Source organism: Thermanaerosceptrum fracticalcis, assembly GCF_000746025.2.
Taxonomy (GTDB): domain Bacteria; phylum Bacillota; class Peptococcia; order DRI-13; family DRI-13; genus Thermanaerosceptrum; species Thermanaerosceptrum fracticalcis.
Map to the genome: position 1 here is coordinate 697,154 of NZ_CP045798.1, position 19,568 is coordinate 716,721.

A 19,568-nucleotide genomic window follows, 5' to 3' on the forward strand; every position below is an offset into this window, starting at 1 on the left:
GAGGTAAGAATATTGAAACCGGTAAAAATACTGCATTGTGCAGACTTCCATTTCGATACTCCATTTCGTGAACTTTCAGGCACAGTAGCCGAGAAGCGGAAGGAAGATCTGAGAGAAACCTTCGGCAGGGTGGTAAATCTCGCAAGGCAGGAACGAGTAGACATCATGTTATTATGCGGTGATCTTTTTGATAACCAAATGGTTAGCCGCATGACTATTGATTACCTTATCAGTAAACTGCGCGAAATACCGGAAGTACGGGTATTTATTTCACCAGGCAACCACGATCCGTACAATGAAAATTCCTATTATCAGCTGGTTCAGTGGCCGGAAAATATTCATATTTTTAAGAACACACTAGAAAAGGTAGAGATACAAGAACTTAATACATGTGTCTATGGCAGAGGATTTATCAGGCCGCACCAGCAGGATTCTTTATTGAAAGGATTCTCTGTGGATGATTCCACGAAACTTAATATTATGACTCTTCATGGAGACGTTGTCCAACCTGGGCAGTGCAGCGACTACAACCCCATAACCCCTGAAGAAATCAAGGAAAGCAGACTGGATTACCTGGCTCTTGGCCACCGGCATTCCTATACAAATATTGCTAAAATGGATGACACATCCTGGGCTTACTGTGGTTGTCCCGAGGGCAGAGCTTTTGACGAACTGGGAGACAAGGGGATACTCCTCGGGGAGCTTCGCAAGGGTAGCTGTAATGTAGTATTTAAGAGTATCAGTAAAAGAAAATATTTTGAACTTAAAATAGATATAAGCAGTTGTAAGACTTATGAGGAAATAGGAGTAAGCACCCTGGAAAAAGCATCTGTCCTGGAACCGGGCAAAAACCTGTTTAAAGTAATCCTGCAGGGAGAGATTCCAGAGGATTTTATGTTAAATACCTCGGTGATTAAAGAAAAATTAGAGGATCAGTTTTATTTTCTTAAGGTTGAGGATGAGACTACAACCAGGGTTGATTCTGAATTGCTGGCAAATGATTTTACACTTAGAGGCGTCTTCGTCAAGAAAATGCTGGAACAAATTCGGCAAACCCAGGATCAAGCTGATCGTAGAAAAGCTGAATTGGCATTAAAATATGGCCTGCGCATACTCGAACAGGGGGAGGCAGGGATAGAATGATAATTACCAAGCTAAGAATTAAGAATTTTGGAAAGGTAAATGATCTTAAAGTTGAGTTCGGAGAAAAACTGAATGTTGTCTATGGTGCTAACGAAGCCGGCAAAACAACAATACTCGCTTTTATTAAGGCCATGCTCTATGGAATGACTTCGCGCAAAAGAGATATCAGAGAAAATGACCGTTTAAGGTTTCAACCCTGGAATGGAGATTTCGGTGAAGGGGAGCTGTATTTCAGAGACGAAAAAAACGTGAATTTGTAATTAAACGTAAACTGGGGAATGATCGTACCCTAAATGTTTCAGATGTTCTAACCGGTCGACGGATACCCAGTTATGAAAGGACCAGCCCAGGCGAGGTTATCCTGGGTCTTGGAGAAGCGGCATTTACCAGGACTATTTACGTTCCACAGCTTGGCTGTACTGTTTCTCCCGACAGAGATGATGAGATAATGGCCCGCCTTATGAACTTGCAACAAACCGGCGAGGAACAAGTATCCTTGCAAAAGGCCTTAACTAGTTTAGACAAAGAACGGAAAAAAATCACCATCCGCTCAGGCAATGGTAAGTTGGACAGTTTACGTAATCTGCAGTTTAAATTACGCAATGAAAAGGAAAAGGTCCAGAACCTCCATAATGAGAATATTGCTGATCAGTCGGAGTTAAATAATCTTCAGGAAAGAAAAGCTGATCTGCAGAAAAAAACAGCTGATCTTGAAGAGAAAAGGATCATTCTTAAAAAGCACAAACAGTACTTAGAATATGAGGAACTTAGGAAATACCAGGAAGAATTGAATTCCCTGCAGAAAGATTTAGAACAAATTGATGAGCATTTGTTGTGTGGAGATAGCTTGGTCGACTCGCAATTTTTGCAGGAAGTACAGACTAACTTAATTGACTGGCAAAATAAAGATAAACAGGCCAAGGAACTGGAAAAAGAACTTAAGGAGAAATCTCTGGAGCTGGAAAAGATTGAAGCCGTCCTGGGCGGGTTCCCAGGTTTCGAAGGACTTGCGGATAATACCGGAGCACAAGTGATCCTTAAAGAGAAAAATAAAGAAACACTAACAGAAAAGCTATCCCTGTTCGAAAAGCAACGTAAAGAAAAAGAAGAGCTGGAACAGCAGCTCGTGATAAAAAAGTCAGGTCTGGGATTGTTGACTGCGTTCTACGAATTAACTCCAGCGGAAGAGGAGGAGATAGCGAAGAAAGAAGAATTAAAGCGAAAGCTCGAAGACGAACAGAAAAAAGATTCTCAGGTCGATACCCTCAGACGTGATATTATAAGTGATAAATTAAAGAGCGCACAAATCTTTATTGTTTCCGGTCTTGTAGCTGTTGTAGCCGGGATAATCATAGGCTTGGTTTTCCATCCCGTTAGTTACGTTGTCTCCTTATTTGGTGCAATTGCAGGTTTCTATGGATTCTCCCAGGCAAAAAAACAAAAAGCTGCCTTGGCTGAAATTGAGAAGCGGCTTTCTACCGCTGGCCAAAGTGATAGTCTGAAGAAAGAGCTGGAAAAGGTGACTGCCGATCTATCTACTGTCTATCAGCGATTTGGGGCATCGGACAGTCAGCAGTTTGCGGCCCTGAAGAGAGGGTTTGTGTTAGTAAATAACGAGATAACTATTATTGAAGCTAAAATTCGTGATCGTACAGACCAATTTTCTCCGGAAGAAGAGGAAGAACTTCGCAGCCAGCTGAAAGAAAGCACTGATTATTTACAAAATATCCTCGCGTTGACTGGCTGTAACTCCGTAAATGATTTTAATGAAAAGCTTAAGAAGTTTTCCGAGCATATCAACTCTAAGGAAAATATTCGGCGAGAAATTGAAAACTTAAAAAACAGAGTAGATAAGCTTTTCTCTATGATGAGAGAAATTGAAAAAGCTATTTGTGAGAAGCTCCATTTGGAGCTTGTCGGCAGGGAAGCTATTGGTAAAGCAGAAACGTTAATAAAAGAGTTTGAGGTAAAGTTAACCAGGAAAAAAGAACTGACAATTCGAATTGAGACCAATAAAAAGAATTATCAGGAACGGTTAGCAGGCAGGAGTATGGTGGATATTGCCGCAACAGCTGAAGAATATAAGGCTCAAGATGGTAACGAGCACGACATAGAAGATGAAGAGGATCTTGAATTGAAGTTGAAGGAACTGAACGAAGAGAGGCTTGATATTGCAAAAAAAATAACCGGTCTGGAAAGCGGGATTAGTAACAGGTTTAAAGATTTACGGGATATAGCAACGATTGAAGAAGAGCTGGAGTTAGTTACACAACAAATTAAGCAGTACGAGGAAATACTTGAGGCTCTGGATTTAGCAAAAAACATGCTGTCAGAATCGTTTGAGGAACTGCAAAACAGTTTCGGCCCCATTCTGAATAATAACGTAGGAAGTATTCTCAAAAAAATCACACGGGGCAAATATAGTGATGTGGGAGTAGCTGAGAATTACAGTATAACTATCAAGGATGATACTCAATGGGATAGAGAACTTGAATTCTTTAGTAATGGAACCCTGGACCAAGTTTATTTTGCCCTTAGGTTAGGTATCATCGGTTTGGCGTATGACAGTGACATAAAACTCCCCTTAATACTTGATGATACATTTGTCCAATACGATGATGAACGGTTGGCTTCGGTGCTCGAATATCTATTAGAATACGCTGAACAACACCAAGTGTTATTGTTTACCTGTCACCGGAGGGAAGCGGAAATATTACAAGGTAAAGAATTTAATTATATTAATATTTAAACATAAGCTTATTTCTAACAAGTAGTGGAAGAGGGGATAAAGTGGTTTTTTTTAGAAATAAGAGCAGGTTTTTCGTAGATTCAGATTTTAAAGCTTTTGACGAATCTCTAGCTCAATCCGAAGATGATCGTGTAATTGCAGCTAGACAATACGTAGTTGATAATCGGTTTAAGGTATTACATTTTGATCACCAAAGTGGAAATGGTTTAAAGGATTTTTTTCAAACAAATAAACTATACCCTCACTGGCAATTGCAGCATTTAACAAATGTTTATTGGCCTTATCCTGCTGCAAACGGTGGGTGGGTAGATTATTTACGGATGGGCTACGGGAAAGAAAGGTCATTGGTTCAAGATCTTGCAAGAAGGGCTGGCGTATTTAAAGAAATAACAAACTTAGGCGAGAGAGACGCGCTGGCATTCTATTGTGTAACGCAGTTGCAGATAGGATTGAATAGTGATTATTGGTGGATTAATCTGTACATTGATAAAAAGGGTTGGATTGAACAGTACAACTTAATAGAGAAGATTAAGGATTTGCACTTAGAGAGTGAGTTTTATCAGCTGCTTGATAGTATTGCAGAGGAAGGTTATGAGTTTTATATATATCCATACCCCTACGAAGATTCTTTGATTTTTACTGATGGAAGAGATTTTGTTAAGATGATGCGTGAGTTCAAAAATTTAAAGAAGTCTTGCTCTATAAGCATTGAAAAGACTCATGAACCTAACGATATTAATAATAACCATAACATTCTAAATTACCTAAAAGGTGAGTTTGCTAAGCTTTTGCCGCTGTATAATTTTATTTCATGGCATCCCAAGAAAAACCATTATTTAATAGGTTTATAAATGACAGTGTTACCGGTAGTAGCGATTTATGCTGCTACTTTTTCCTTTTAATAGATTAGAAAGTGAATAGCTAAGAAGGGAAATATAGCCAGCATGAAGTATTATATTGTTTAAACACTACCATGCAAATCGGGGGGATTGGCCATGGCTAAACTTATTCCTGACATTGATCCGGGTACCATTGCTAATGAAGGGGAAAGAGCTTTTTATTTAGCAGCGAGCCAACTGCCTGAGGAATATGCAGTGCTTTATTCATATAAGTACAAAGGTGATGAATTGGATAAATATGAAGAGCAAATCAGAGAAGCTGACTTTGTTATTGTCCACGGCAGCTTAGGGTTTGTTGTTGTAGAAGTGAAACAGGGTGAAATAGCTTATATCGACGGTACCTGGCATGAGTTAAAAAAGTACGGATACCAGCCTCTTCACAAGAATCCGGTTCAACAAGCCCAACAAGCCATGTTTGCTATATTGAAACAATACACCGAGAGAACAGGGAAAAATTTCCCCCTGAAGATTAAATACGCAATCTGCTTTCCTGAGTGCAACAAGATTACCGGCCAACTCCCGTCCGATCTGGACCCAAACAGCATTATTCTCTTTAATGATTTAGATAGGCTTGAAGACAAAATTTTAGACTTATTCGGTGCTAAAGATATCAGATACCTGAAGGAGGCAGTTGATACTCTCATTAATAAGATACTTGCACCCAGCTTTAAGGTCTTTGCCAAACTCGAAGATAAAATTGAGATGCATAATCAGAAAACCCACAGAATTCTCACTGAAGAGCAGGAAAGAATCTTGGATGAGACTGAGCTGGACAAGCGCAAGATATTTTTCGGCGGCGCAGGTTCTGGCAAGACCTTTCTAGCCATGGAAAAGGCCAGAAGGCTTGCTAAAAAAGGCAGGAAGGTATTATTAACATGCTATAATAAGAACCTTGCCAATTTAATGTTTAACAGTCTGTCTTCTACCGTTACCACGAAAAACTTTCATACTTTTCTGGATGATTATTTAAGAGAAAATGGGCATGAACTGCCAGTACCCCAAACACCCGAGGAACTGCGGCATTATTTTGATGAAACGTTACCATCCTTGGCTTTCGATCATTTCATTGACTTATCCGAAGAAAGGAAATTTGATTCAATAATTGTGGATGAGGGCCAGGATTTTAAAGAACACTGGATAACGTGCTTAGAAACCATGGTGAAAAAGAATGGGGAATTCTATATCTTTGCCGATCCGAATCAGAGCATATTTAATCAAGAGATCGAGAGAATAAAAAGCATTCCAATTTCCAAACACCGGCTCACTAGAAACCTGCGCAACACAGAGGAAATAAATAAGTGGATTGGGGAGTACGTTCCTGGGGATCAATTAAAAAGCGCTATTCCAGGGGGGTTACCTGTTGTTTTTTTTAAATGGACATCCCTTCAGGAAGAAAAAAAGCTGATCGAAAATGAGATAGGACGGCTGGTCAGCCAAGGTGTTCAACTGAAAAGAATCACTATACTATCTCCTCATACTAAAGAAAAAAGCAGCCTGGCAGGAATAGATAAACTGAAAGAGTGGCATCTGGCGGGAATAGAAACTAATAATGCCAATGCCATCAGGTTTTCAACGATACGGGCTTTTAAAGGATTAGAGTCAGACATAGTCTTTCTTATTGGTGTGAAACGGGACAGTCTTGTCTGTACCGATGCTGATATTTATGTAGGCGGCTCCAGGGCAAAATTTTTACTCTATGTTTTTTATGAAGAAAACTGGAAAAGAGTTAAAAGCTGCTGACAATCTGCTGTCAGCAGCTATGGTAAGAATTATTTTAAAAGCAGATTAAACGGGGGTAAATATGAGAAACTTCTTGACTTCCCTTAATAAAAAATGTGAAGAGTACCGTTTTGAAGAGAAAGTCCTTATAGTTCCCTCTCATTCTGCGGGGCAACAGATACTGCAGGCTTTTGCGAGACAGGGCTGTAGCTGTCTTAATCTTAAACCCGATACTCTTTTTTCACTCGCCGAAGATTTATTAAAACTGTCTCTTTACCGCCGAAGATTAACGTTAATACCTGAGAATTTGGGAAATTATTTACTTTTGCGAGTGTTAAAAGATCTCTCTTTCCAGCAGAAACTCAATTATTTTACGCAACTTGACATAACGCCTGGTATTAGCAGGTCAATATACTCTGCCATAAACGAGCTGAAGTTAGCCGGGATTAACTATACAGATATTAAAGATGATATGTTTGTTAACCCTCAAAAGGGGGCTGATTTTAATCTAATCTTTAAAGCGTATGAGGAAACCCTACAAAGGAACGGTTTTATTGATGCAGCAGACCTATTGAAAACAGCCATGACTGAAGACATCTTATCCAAGGGTAAGGAAGTATTGTATCTACTACCTGAAAATCTTAAGCTTTACCCCATGGAAAGACTATTTCTGGAAAAGCTTAGCACTTCCGGTTATCAGGTATTGGAATTTGCTCCTGTACAGGGACTGAATAAGCCGGAGAAATGTATAGTTTTATCAGGCCAAGAAGGAAAGATAGATGTAAAAACCGATAAAGATCGCTTGTCCTGGTTGTATGACATGGATCATGCTCCAGCCCCTTTTAATGATAACTCAACCGATTTGTTCCATGCTTATGGTGAAACGAACGAGGTTAAAGAAGTCTTGCGCAGGATTATAAAAAATCAATTACTACTTGATGAAGTAACGATTAGCTATACATCCCAAGAGCCATACGTACAGCTTTTTTACGACCTATCCCAGCAATATAACATACCTATGACCTTTGGTGAAGGTATAGGCATTATAAACAGCCGTCCCGGCAGATTATTTTTTGGTTTATTAGAATGGATCGGGAATAATTACGATGTTTCCCTGCTGATATCCTTGATTAACAATGGTGATTTCAGGGTAGATGATGAGAAAGCCGCCCCTTCTAATTCTACAATAATTGCCTTGCTCAGAAATGCAGGAATAGGTTGGGGAAGAGAACGCTACAACCAACAATTAGCGATACTTTCCGGGAGCTATGAAGAAAAGGTCGGTAAAGCACAAGAACAAAATAAAAAAGAAAAAAACATCAGGCTTCTTGAAAATGCAAAGTGGCTCCAAGAGTTTATGGAAAAAATTTTTGTATTGTTACCGGAAGAGATAAACAACAGGGTAGACTATGCTGCATTTTTGCATGGAGTGACAGGTATTGTTGAGACATTCGGCAATATCACAGGAGATATTGATGGTGCAGCTAAGAAAATTATTATAGACGAATTGAGTTTAATGTCGGCAACGGCCAATGAAGAAATGAGCCTTGAAGAAGCAATAAAGAGATTAGAAGATCTAGTTTCCGGGATCAGAGTTGGCAGATCAAACCCCAAGCCAGGTGCTATCCATGTCACAGGCTACCGTCAAGGGCTCTGGGTATTTCGGGAGAATACCTTCGTGGTTGGTCTGGATGCCCATAAGTTTCCCGGGCAATTGAGAGAAGACCCGATCCTGCTTGATATAGAACGACAAAATATGGGGTTAGGGTTCTTGCAAAGAAAATACCAGGTTAGAGAAAACCTTTACGACATGGTCCAATTATTATCCGCTCTTCCCGGAAATGTAACGTTAAGTTATTCCTCCTTTGATACTGTTGAAAATAGAGATGTTTTCCCTTCACCGCTTTTGATGCAATATTACCGGTTAAAAACCGGAGAAAAAACTAAGGACTATTCTCAACTCTTATTAGCCTTTACCGAAAAGAAGGCTTTCGTTCCCAGGAATCTTGCGGATGTTCTAGATCCGACCGAATACTGGCTAAACCTAAATTTTGTGGCTGGAGGTATAAAAGAACCGGAAAGATCTTTAGTTTCTTGCTACAGGCACTGGGAAAACGGCCTCAAAGCCTGGGAAGCCAGAAGGAATCATCTATATACATCCTATGACGGCCTAATTAATAGTAACGTTTCCTTAGATCCCCGAAAAAATCATCAACTGGTACTTTCAGCGACCCAGTTTGAGGACCTGGCTAAGTGTCCCTTTGCTTATTTCCTGAAATATATACTGAGGATAAGCCCGCCGGAAGAACTGGCATTTGACCCGGGAGTTTGGCTTGATGCTGCTGCCAGGGGCTCTTTGTTACACAGTATTTTTGAACAATTTTATATGAAACTTATTGACAGGAAAGAAAAACCACAGTTGGGGAAACACCAAGCCTTAATGTATGAAATAGCCAGCGAATTGTTAAGCAAGCAAAAGGAGATGCTTCCTCCGCCAAGCAGTGTTATTTATGAATTGGAATCCCGCGAAATCCAAGATTCCTGCCGGGTGTTTCTGGCCAGTGAGGAAGAAGAATGCCAGGGAGCAGACCCTCGCTTTTTTGAACTGAGTTTTGGAGTTAACGCAGAGGAAACTCCCGGACTGGGCCAAATTGGTCCGGTATATTTAGAACTCCCCAACGGCGAGGGGCTCTATCTTCGTGGTAGGATAGACAGAGTAGACCAGGTTGGTGATCAAGTATTCCGGGTACTGGACTATAAGTCGGGGAGCACTTATGTTTTTGAAGAAGGCAAGCCTTTTCAGCGTGGTACCCAATTGCAGCATACTCTCTATGCTATGGCCGCAGAAAAAATCCTTTCTCAGTACGGTTTGTTTACAAGCCCTCGTGTGGAAGAAGGTGTTTATGTATTTCCAACCCTGAAAGGTGAAGGGCAAAGGATTGTCCGGAAATACCACTTGCGGGAAAGACTTCTGGAGATCATTGAAGTCTTGTGTGACATTCTCCATGCTGGCGCTTTTATCATGTCGTTTGAAGACAAACATTGTAAATTTTGTGATTATCCAGAAGTGTGCCGCAGGGAATTATTTGCACCGGTTGTGGAAGCTAAGCTTATAGCCCCTTGTAATCCACAGTTGGAAAAGGTAAGGAGGTTGGAGGATTATGAGTAGAATGACACCTCCTGATTATCGTGAACGTGCCAAAATTGAAACCGAACTGGGTAAGAATCTGCTTGTAGAAGCGGGTGCCGGTTCGGGCAAAACGGCCAGCCTTGTCAAAAGAATGCTTGGTTTAATCAAAGAAGGCCATTGTAAAGTACACGAGATTGCCGCTATAACTTTCACCCGTAAGGCCGCTGCGGAACTATGTGAGCGTTTTCAAACAGAATTAGAAAAAGCTTATAACCTAAATTGCGATACTGTACAGAAAGAGAGGCTGGCTCAGGCACTTTTAGACTTGGACCAGTGTTATATCGGCACTATCCATGCCTTTTGCGCCAAGCTTTTGCGTGAACGACCCGTGGAGGCCGGATTAGATCCTGAATTTGCAGAATTAGACGAGGTTGAAAACAGGATTTGGAGGGACAAAGCCTGGGATAGTTACATCCTGGAAGTAAAGATAAAGGAACCTTACTATCTTGAACTGTTTGATAAACTAGGCATTAGTCTAGCTGAACTTAAAACAGGATTCGAAAAACTGAGTGCTTACCCAGATGTTGCTATAGTATACCAAAAGACTGGAAAACCGGACTTGAAGGAGCCAATTGACAGGCTAGTTTCCTTGGTTGAAAGGGCGAGAGTTGCGATCCCCTATCCTCCCCATGAAAACAGGTATGACAAATTGCAGGAAGCGGTAAAGAGAGCAAGTAGATATATAAAGTATTTTGACATGGCTCAAGATAAAAATGCAATTAAACTGCTTTCTATCTTTGAAAAAGAACCTAGTGTAACTCAAAAGTTGTGGTTAACAACTGCTCAAGGAAAACAATTCAGAGACGAATTCGCTCTTTTGGCAAGGGAGATAATACAACCACTCCTTCGCCAGTGGCGCGAATATTGTCATGGCAATGTTGTTCAATTCTTGCTGCCTGCTGTCCAATACTACAGCAGGTTTAGGGAAAAACACTCTGTTTTAAACTTTGAAGACCTGTTAATGAAAACTGCCCAGCTGCTCAAGTCTTATCCTGAAGTACGACAATACTTTCAACAGAAATACCGTTGCCTTCTGGTGGATGAGTTCCAGGATACCGACCCGATTCAATCGGAAATCATGTTTTACCTGACCGGAGAAAATGCAAATGAACAGGAATGGCAGAAGTTGAAACCCAGGCCAGGTTCTTTGTTCGTCGTGGGAGATCCTAAACAATCCATTTACCGTTTTCGCAGGGCCGATATAGATATCTATAACCTGGTTAAGAAACTCATTCTACAAAGTGGGGGAGAGGTATTACACCTTACCGCTAATTTCCGGTCTGTAAATTCTCTGGGGCGGTGGCTTAATCCTGTATTCAAAAAGCTTTTACCCTCTGAAGGAAGCTGCTACCAGGCCAGCTTTACCTCATTTGATACCATCAAGCCTGATGAGGAAGGAACCGAATCAGGAATAAGAGTTTTAGATATTCCTGAGGAATATAGCAATAAGGACGAGGTTATTCCTATAGAAGCTGAATTCATAGCCAGGTATATCAGATGGGCTATTGATGGAAATGTTAGATTGAGAAGAACCCCCAGACCCAAAGACTTCATGATTCTTCTCAGGTATAAAGAGGCTATGGATGTATACGCCAGGGCGTTAGAAAAATATGGAATACCTGTCAGTATTGCCGGGGGTAGTTCCCTTAAACAGACCGAAGAAATCCATGAACTCTTGCAACTGCTGAAAGCCCTTGCCGATCCTCAAAACCAGGTGCATACGGTAGCAGTCTTAAGAGGGCTCTTCTTTGGGATTAGTGATGCTGACTTATACTCTTTTAAAGAGGCGGGGGGGATCTTCAATATATTTGCACCCGTCCCCGCGGAGTTGGACGAAAGGGTAAAAGATATCTTCTTTTATTCCTATGAAAAGTTAACAGAATTCTACGGTTTTACCAGAAGATACACTCCGGCTGTGGCATTAGAAAAAATTATTGACGAACTAGGCCTAATTCCCTATGCTTTAACTCAACCCCTAAGCAAGAGCCGCTCCGGATATCCATATCAGATTCTTGAATATATCCGGAGAATAGAGAGCACTGAAGCTTCAAGCTATTCTAAGATGGTGGAACAATTTGGAGCCATCCTGGAAATGGGTGTGGAGGAAGAATTAAACTTGCTTGCAGATGAAGGAGATTCGGTACGAATTATGAATCTCCATAAGGCTAAGGGTTTAGAAGCCCCGGTTGTGTTTTTGGCCAACCCTGCAAAGAATCCCAACATACCCCCTGATGCTCATGTCAAAAGAGTAGATGGCAGTTCACAAGGCTATTTCATCTTTACACGGCCTAAAGGGAATTTTAATAAGGAAGTTATCGCCCAACCCAGGCTATGGGATGAATTTGCATCTGAGGAACAGAACTATGCCGATGCGGAAGAAATGCGCCTATTATACGTTGCTGCTACCAGGGCTAAAAACCTCCTTGTTGTCAGCAGGTGCCTCAATCCTAAAAAGCAAAACTTAAATCCATGGCTTCCTTTGCTGGACAATGAGGAGCAGGTAGAGAGCCTTTGGCTGCCAGAAATAGATAAGGGTTATAGCATTGTCCAGTCCTTAGGCAAGGAAGATGTGATACCCTCTCATCTGGAAAAGGTACAAACTGAATTAACGCAACGTACGGCTGTTCTCGCCAAACCGAGTTTTATCTTATCTTCCCCCACGGGAATAAAAGTAGATGAAGATAAGGCTCAAATATTGAGAAAAAGCGGTGGAGGACAGGATTGGGGCAGCGCAATCCACAAGGTTTTGGAGCAGATGATAAAAGGCTGTAACGACATAGACACACAGATCTTACTAACACTGGAGGAATACTCTTTACCTCTGGAAAGAAAAGGTGAGATACTGGATTTCTTAGACAAATTTAAAAACTCTCTGCTGTGGCAGAGAATTCAAAAAGCGGAACAAACCCTTACAGAAATCCCCTTTACTACGAAGATTACCAATGACAGTCCAGTATATAGCTATCTAAAGGCAAAGAATAATGAACCCGTGGTTCTTTCTGGTGTTATTGACCTTGCAATAAAAGAATCCGAGGGTTGGGTTATCGTTGACTTTAAGACAGACCGGCCTGAGAACCAGGAAGACTTTCAATTGCTGGAGAAAGAGTATTCAACTCAGGTAGCAATTTACTGTAATGTTTGGCAGCAACTGAGTGGAGAAAACGTTAAAAAAGGGGAAATTTACTTTACATTCCTTCAAGAAAACAGGGTTGTCTATAGTTGCTGACAAAAATGTTGTCATTTGCAAAAATCATACTGACAATCTACTGTCAGTCACCTCGTGTATTCTTATCTTAGAGAGTACAGGAGGTGTTTTTTATATGAATGAGAAAATGGGTATGGAGTTATCTTTAAGCCACAAATACCTAAAACCCGGTAGTTGCCAAGTGGTTTACCTGATGATCCGGCTGAAGCAACCCAGATTTGAGAATGCAAAGCGACTTCCTCTAAATGTAAGTTTCGTATTGGATCGTTCAGGTTCCATGGAAGGGAAAAAGTTGGATTACACCAAAAAAGCCGTGAAGTTTGCTCTTGAGCACCTGGAGGCTAAAGATACTGTCTCACTGGTAACTTTCGAGGACCAAGTAGAGGTTCTGGTTCCTGCTGAGAAAGCATTATATAAGGACCAAATAAGCCAGGCTGTCAACGGAATCGTGACCGGCGGATGTACTAATCTAAGCGGAGGTTTATTGAAAGGAGCGGCGCAGGTCAAGGCCAATCTGAAGGATGGGCAGGTTAACCGTGTGATCCTGTTGACCGATGGGATAGCTAATAAGGGAATTACCAGTCATCATGCGCTTGTTGAAAAGACCAAGGAGATTAAGGCTGGGAATATAACAGTATCAACATTAGGTGTAGGATCAGATTTTCAGGAGGATTTGCTTGTTGACATGGCTGAAGGGGGAGGGGGTAACTTCTATTTCATCGGAAGCCCTGACAGAATTCCTGAGATATTTGATCAGGAATTACAGGGGCTGCTAAGTATTACAGGTCAGAATCTGGAGTTAGCTCTGCTTCCTGCGGCTGGGGTTAAGATCATGGGTATCCTTGGCTATGAGCCCGCAGGTTGGCCTGAGGTCAAAATTATGCTCCCAGATATGTATGGAGGCGATACCAAAACTGTTTTAGTGGAAATGCTAGTTAATCCGGAGGTGGCGGGGAAGACGCAGTTGGTACAAGTGAAATTTCGCTATGACGATGTTTTGGAGAACCTGACCACTGTCAATTATGATGTCACACTCAGCGCTGAAGTTTCCAATGACCAGGAAAGTATCAATTCAGGCGTAGATATCCAGGTCTTAAAAGAGGTAGAGATTTACCGAACTGCTCAGGCTAAAGAAGAATCAATTAAAATGGCCGACCAAGGCAATGTAGCGGAAGCAGGGCGAGTGTTGAAGAATCAGCAAGAAAAACTACAAGAACTGTACAATAGAACGAAAGATGATGAGATTTTGCAGGAAATCCAAACTTTGGAATCGAATTATACGATTATCTCTGAGAATTGTTATAGTCCGATTAATCGCAAAGAAATGAAATACGCCAGCTATGTCTCCCGGAATAAACGATAAAGACCTATTAGAATGGAATTAGGGAAAAGAAGCAAGCGGGAGAGATGAATATGCATGAAGATAGAGTTTTTATCGCCGAAATGAAGGAAGGGAGCAAAATATCTGCTCCTTTCCTGATCAAATCGAAGAGGCTACTGCCCTTTAAAAACAAGACTGGAAAGTTTCTTAATATGATCTTAGGCGACAAGACTGGGCAAATTGAGGCCTTTCTTTGGGAAAATGCCGAAGATTGTCTAGCACATTTGGGAGAATGTCTTGTTGCCAAAGTGGAAGGGGAAGTAGAAACATATCGAGAGAACATCCAGATCAAAGTTAATTCCCTAATACCCTGCGACTGTTATGTTATCGAAGAATTGGTGCCTGTCTCTTCCAAGGATATTGGCATCATGCAGGTTGAACTAGGGGATGTAATAGAAACAATAAATGATAAAAACCTAAAATACTTACTTAATATGATCACTAATGATCCTGTGAGATATAAACTGTTTTGCCGTGCCCCTGCTGCCCAATTTCACCATCAGGCCTATCTTGGAGGACTATTGGAGCATACTTTGGGTGTTGTCAGGGTATGTACTCGTTTAGCCGATATATATAAAGATGTTAACCGTGATTTGTTAGTTACCGGGGCCATTCTTCATGACATTGGGAAGACGATTGAGTTATCTTACGATCTTATGATTGGTTATACGGACCAGGGTCGTCTGCTAGGTCATATTGTCCTTGGTTCGCAAATAGTTGTTGATTTAATTAAACAGATACCGGATTTCCCCAAAGACTTAGAACTGAAGATTATACATATGATAGTGAGCCACCATGGTGAGTATGAGTGGCAGTCTCCCAAAAGGCCAAAGTTTTTGGAAGCAATGTTGCTCCACTATGCAGATATGATTGATGCCAAGGTAGATAAATTTACCCAGGTAAAAGAAGATTTAGGAGAGGGACAGGTCTGGTCGGGATGGATAAAAGGATTGGATCGTTATGTCTATCTTAAGTAGGTGAGAAAATGAGCAGGCTGGAGCGGGAGATCCGCATCTACCAGGGGATTGTTGATCAACTGAAAGAGGGCAGAATTGTAGAAACCGGTGAGTTATGCACTCTGTTGGGGATTAACGAAAAGACGCTCTTTACTTATCTGGAGTCTGCAGATGCGGCCCTTGATGTGAGCCGGATTTGCCACAACGGTAATCTGCTGTGTCGGGAAACTGTTCGACAGTATAACACTGAAAACAGAGTCAGGATCAGCAAGGACATGAACAAATCGGCCCGTCTGGCCAAACTCATCAACATTTTAAACCAGCGGACTCCTGCGGGGGGAGCAACACTACAGGAATTGGCGGAGAAGCTGGAAGTTACGGAGAGAACCGTCTACAGGGACCTCTGTGAGCTTGAGCTGGAGCTAAGCGTGAAAATAATCAGGCCGGACAAAATTGCGGGTAAGAAGGGCAGATACAGGTTGGAGAACACCTACCTTCCTCCCGTCAGCCCCGATAAAGCCCTCTTCATCTATCTCAGCCTGCTGCAGCAAAAGGGAACGCCTCTTGCCGGCAGAATCACCGAGATCAAGCAAGCCCTGCTGACCTCCTTGAGCAAGAACCGCTACAGCATCCGGGATATTTCCCTGAACAAGCTGGAGGAGCGCATCCACATTGTTGATCAAAGCCTTTATGAGCAGGAGCGGGTGGGGCGCTGCTTTCTCACCATCCTGGAAGGACTGGATAAAGGCCTGACATTAAAGATCAAATACTTCGTAGCCTACCGCCTGGAGACGACGGAGCGCCTGGTGGAGCCCTACGGCCTGATCTGCAAGCATCACAACTGGTACTTAATCGGCAAAAGCCTGGACAAAGGAGAACTGCGCAATTTCCGCCTGGACCAGGTAGAAGAAGCCCTGCTCTACAGAGAAAAGCCTTTTGTCTACCCCAGGGATTTCTCCGTCAGCGATTATGCCCATGACAGCTGGGGCGTCATCCAGGACGAAGAAGTCGTGGAAGCCATCCTGCGCTTCACCCCGGAAGGGGGCTACCGCCTGAAGAAAGTCCAGTACCACCCCAGCCAGGAGATCCTGGAAGAAAAGCCCGACGGTTCCGTGGTTGTCCGCTTTTGCCTGACGGGTACGGTGGAATTCATCAGCTGGCTTTTGCAGTGGGGGAACAAGGTGGAGGTGCTGGCCCCGTCGGAGCTGCGAGAGCAGGTGTTAAAAACGGTAGAGGGGATTGTGAAGGTTTACAACAATACGTGTATTTAGGGGGTGCATCAATGAATTTTAATCCTGAAGAACTGACTCCCATTTTTCATTCAGAAATATCCAGTAGCTACATCCTGATGGAGTTTCTGCGCCAAGGAGAAAACTGCCTTAAGTTTTTAGCATACATGTACAAAAAAGGCCTGGGTCCGTTAAATCCCCAGAATTACCGGGTGGAGTCTATAGAACGTGAAAAGATGTATAAAGGCAAGGGGGCCATCGATATCTACATCAGGCTGAAACACGCATCTGGCAGGTCGATTATTGTGCTGATTGAGGTTAAGGTCCATGACTACGACAGCTACAAGTTCAACCAGATCGGGACCTATTTCGAGGCAGCAAGAGAAAGCGAGGACAGCCAGGATATCTACTTCATCTACCTGACACAGTTTAATAAGCAGTGCTTTCAGGACAAAACCGACGTCTCCCAGCCGGGAACAGTCGAGGAGTTTCGCGGGGCAGAGACGGACTATCCCGGCCGGATTGCGCATGTCAGCTGGCCCGACTTCTACGCCTTTATCGACGAGAAGATTGCTACCATCACACCCACACTAGAGCATCTTGTCATTCTGCAACGCACATGGATAACGGATAAGATCAAAAGGGACCTGGCAAAGTATGCGGTTAACACTCTGGATCGGGAATTCGGTTACTATTTTCCCAATACCCAACAGCGCATGCAGGAGTTGAAGGAATTGGGCGAAGAGAAAGCCAAACGCGGCGCAAAAGTGTTGGAGATTGACTTAAAGAAGCTCTCGGCGGATGAGGTCATGAAGATCGCCGAGGTAATTGAGCATTACGCCGACAGCAAGGATGTGGAACGCAAGGCAAGCTACGTGACTGGAGAAGATACATTGAATGCAGTCCGAAAATTTCTCGGGGAGCTTGTCCTCAGACCTGAGAACTGGTCGCTTTTGTCCTTCTACTTCAGGGTGTTTTCCATCTTCCAGACCCGGTCATATCTACTCTTGAACGGTACGGGTTCGCAAGGGTACTCTGTCAAGCTAAAGACCGTCACAGCCAGGGAAATTAGCCTGTGTACACTGTGGAAGAACCATGTTATTGATTTTCGGCTGGCGAGGTAGAACTTAACGATGTGTTAGGAGGAAGAATTTTGATCGAATTGGGGTGTTGATTTGAGAATTCTGTGTACTGGAGATCTCCATTTGGGACGTAAACGTAGAAGACTCAACCCAGATATGTTAATAACAGGAGATACCAAAATACTGGATAATATTGTACATACCGCCAAGGAAGAACAGGTTGATTGTCTGTTTATACTAGGAGATCTGTTTGACTCAGATGATATTAGTTCAAATATTAAGGAGATTTGTTTAGATAAGTTCAGCCAACTTAAAGAAACCCATATCTATATCTTTCCCGGAAACCATGATTTAGGAATTAATCTTAACTCACCCCAAATCACATTTTTTAATGAATCCATGGCAAGAAAGATATCTGATGACATAACAGTTTACGCCTATGACCATAAAAAAGGCTTAGATTTAGCTGACTGGAATGAGGATAAGAAGAGTGGGTTTAACATCATTTGTGGGCATTTAGCTGTTAGAGAACTTCAACTTGACAAACAACGAAATGCTGGAATCAGTGTGAGTACGCATGATATTGCTCATTGGAAGGCAGATCTGGTGTTATTAGGCCATGATCATAACACCAGATTCTTGAAACAAGGAAATAAAATACTCGCTACTTATGTTGGTGCTCCATATAACATATATGAAAACGAGTTAGTTGCTAGGGGAGTAGTCATTTGTGAAATTGATAAAGGTCAAGTCAATTTAAGATTTAGGAGACTTGAATGTCCGCCCGAGTTCAAGGTTAAAGCAGCCCATATGCGTACAGCAGAAGAGATTAATACTAGATATGGTCCGGTTACAGTTGGGGAATACACTTGGAAATTGATTGGCTCCCATGTAGTTAACAATTTTTCAATGTGATTATTTTGGGATATTTTGTATACGAGGTTATACGAGGTGTAATGATATGGCCGATCAACAACACAATAACTATCCGGATACGTTAATGTTAATTCAAAACAGCTTCACAACAATACTTCTAGACGCTATTCAGTTTTATCCTCAGGAGTCAAAAAGACATAAAGCTGAGTCGCATGGTCTTTTATTTGGTAATATTCAAAAAGGTATTTTTGAGTGTGATTATATTTTCCCTGTTGGGAATGTAGCATATAGAAAAGACGATGAAATAAAAAATAACCCCAAAGTGGATGAGGCTATTAAGAATGCAAAACATTTATTATCTACCTCAAAATGTTACGGTGACTATCATAGTCACCCAAATACTTTGAGCTTTAATGGTTGGGCCGGACCTAGTAACATGGATGTTTTATATGCAAAAAGTTTAAAACTACCTTATATGATTATCATCGCAATTTCAAGAAGTTCATTATTCGAAAAACAACTGTCCATCGAATGTTTACGTAGTAAAAGAAAAGAATACCACTACGAAAAAAAGGCAGGAGACCATGATTGCCCTCGTGAGGAGTTAATTGAAGGTGAATCCGCTTATATCGAGGGTAGGTTCAAAAAATATAAGTTTGAAATGAGGGCCTACAAATACGAGGCTAATTGTCTTCGAGAGATAAATCTAATCTCATCAGAGGCGGAGATGCTGATTGAATTAATTAAGAATGATATAGATATTGAAAATTTAATGCCAGAGATGACTTATGGGCTTCGGAAGATCGAGTATGATTTTAGAGTACTTGGCACACAAGATAATAACAATATGGAAAGAGCAAAGCAAAATTTACTATACCATATAAATAGAATTAAAGGACTAAAGGGGTAATGGGAAGTTTAATTTTTTAAGATTCGCTTAAGTATGAGGAGGGGACAAGCCCCAATCCCGTCCTAAAAAGAATACAATTAATTACAGGAGTTATGCAGTTGGTGGAAATAAATAGAAAATAATAACTCAAAGAATATTTTAAAAAAGATCCTAATTTTCGACAAAAAAGGCTTGACTTTTTCGAAAAGCCCCCATAATCGCTTTGGATGGTATTTTCTACCATCACTCT

At 41.7% G+C, this 19,568-nt stretch carries 13 protein-coding genes; all 13 read left to right on the forward strand.

The genetic code is table 11. From position 1 onward, the window contains the following. Positions 1-12: 12 nt before the first annotated feature. The 13 genes from BR63_RS03615 to BR63_RS03675 all read left to right on the forward strand — a co-directional run bounded on the left by BR63_RS03615 (position 13) and on the right by BR63_RS03675 (position 19,339). Complete coding sequence (locus BR63_RS03615; RefSeq protein ID WP_034424795.1) at positions 13-1,143, forward strand: metallophosphoesterase family protein; 1,131 nt, start codon at positions 13-15, stop codon at positions 1,141-1,143. Beyond that, the gene (locus tag BR63_RS03620) at positions 1,140-1,403 is read left to right on the forward strand and encodes an ATP-binding protein (RefSeq protein WP_034424792.1); all 264 of its coding nucleotides are present in this window, start codon (positions 1,140-1,142) and stop codon (positions 1,401-1,403) included. The genes BR63_RS03615 and BR63_RS03620 overlap by 4 nt, the downstream gene beginning before the upstream one ends. Positions 1,404-1,930: 527 nt before the next feature. Further along, positions 1,931-3,892, forward strand: coding sequence for an ATP-binding protein (locus BR63_RS03625; protein WP_207724760.1), 1,962 nt, complete (start codon positions 1,931-1,933; stop codon positions 3,890-3,892). A gap of 41 nt (positions 3,893-3,933) precedes the next feature. Continuing rightward, positions 3,934-4,743 carry a hypothetical protein gene (locus BR63_RS03630; protein WP_034424790.1) on the forward strand — a complete coding sequence of 270 codons (810 nt, stop codon included), beginning with the start codon at positions 3,934-3,936 and terminating at the stop codon, positions 4,741-4,743. A gap of 144 nt (positions 4,744-4,887) precedes the next feature. Beyond that, positions 4,888-6,531 (forward strand): UvrD-helicase domain-containing protein, encoded by a 1,644-nt coding sequence (locus BR63_RS03635; protein WP_034424789.1) that lies wholly within the window; start codon positions 4,888-4,890, stop codon positions 6,529-6,531. A 61-nt stretch (positions 6,532-6,592) separates the two neighbouring features. Then, on the forward strand, positions 6,593-9,679 hold the full coding sequence (locus tag BR63_RS03640) for a PD-(D/E)XK nuclease family protein (protein ID WP_051966139.1): 3,087 nt from the start codon (positions 6,593-6,595) through the stop codon (positions 9,677-9,679). After that, entirely contained in the window at positions 9,672-12,926 is a 3,255-nt protein-coding gene (locus tag BR63_RS03645; protein ID WP_034424788.1) for a UvrD-helicase domain-containing protein, read from the forward strand. The genes BR63_RS03640 and BR63_RS03645 overlap by 8 nt, the downstream gene beginning before the upstream one ends. Positions 12,927-13,020: 94 nt before the next feature. After that, a complete protein-coding gene (locus BR63_RS03650) occupies positions 13,021-14,268 on the forward strand; it encodes a vWA domain-containing protein (protein WP_034424786.1) in 1,248 nt (415 codons plus the stop codon). Positions 14,269-14,318: 50 nt separating this feature from the next. Continuing rightward, complete coding sequence (locus BR63_RS03655; protein ID WP_034424783.1) at positions 14,319-15,263, forward strand: 3'-5' exoribonuclease YhaM family protein; 945 nt, start codon at positions 14,319-14,321, stop codon at positions 15,261-15,263. A gap of 8 nt (positions 15,264-15,271) precedes the next feature. After that, positions 15,272-16,513: a helix-turn-helix transcriptional regulator gene (locus BR63_RS03660; protein WP_051966137.1), complete on the forward strand. Its 1,242-nt coding sequence runs from the start codon at positions 15,272-15,274 to the stop codon at positions 16,511-16,513. Between the two features lie 11 nt (positions 16,514-16,524). Beyond that, positions 16,525-17,595 (forward strand): PD-(D/E)XK nuclease family protein, encoded by a 1,071-nt coding sequence (locus BR63_RS03665; protein ID WP_034424780.1) that lies wholly within the window; start codon positions 16,525-16,527, stop codon positions 17,593-17,595. A 51-nt stretch (positions 17,596-17,646) separates the two neighbouring features. Then, complete coding sequence (locus BR63_RS03670) at positions 17,647-18,468, forward strand: metallophosphoesterase family protein (protein ID WP_081908276.1); 822 nt, start codon at positions 17,647-17,649, stop codon at positions 18,466-18,468. Between the two features lie 46 nt (positions 18,469-18,514). After that, entirely contained in the window at positions 18,515-19,339 is an 825-nt protein-coding gene (locus tag BR63_RS03675) for a Mov34/MPN/PAD-1 family protein (protein ID WP_034424776.1), read from the forward strand. Positions 19,340-19,568 lie beyond the last annotated feature (229 nt).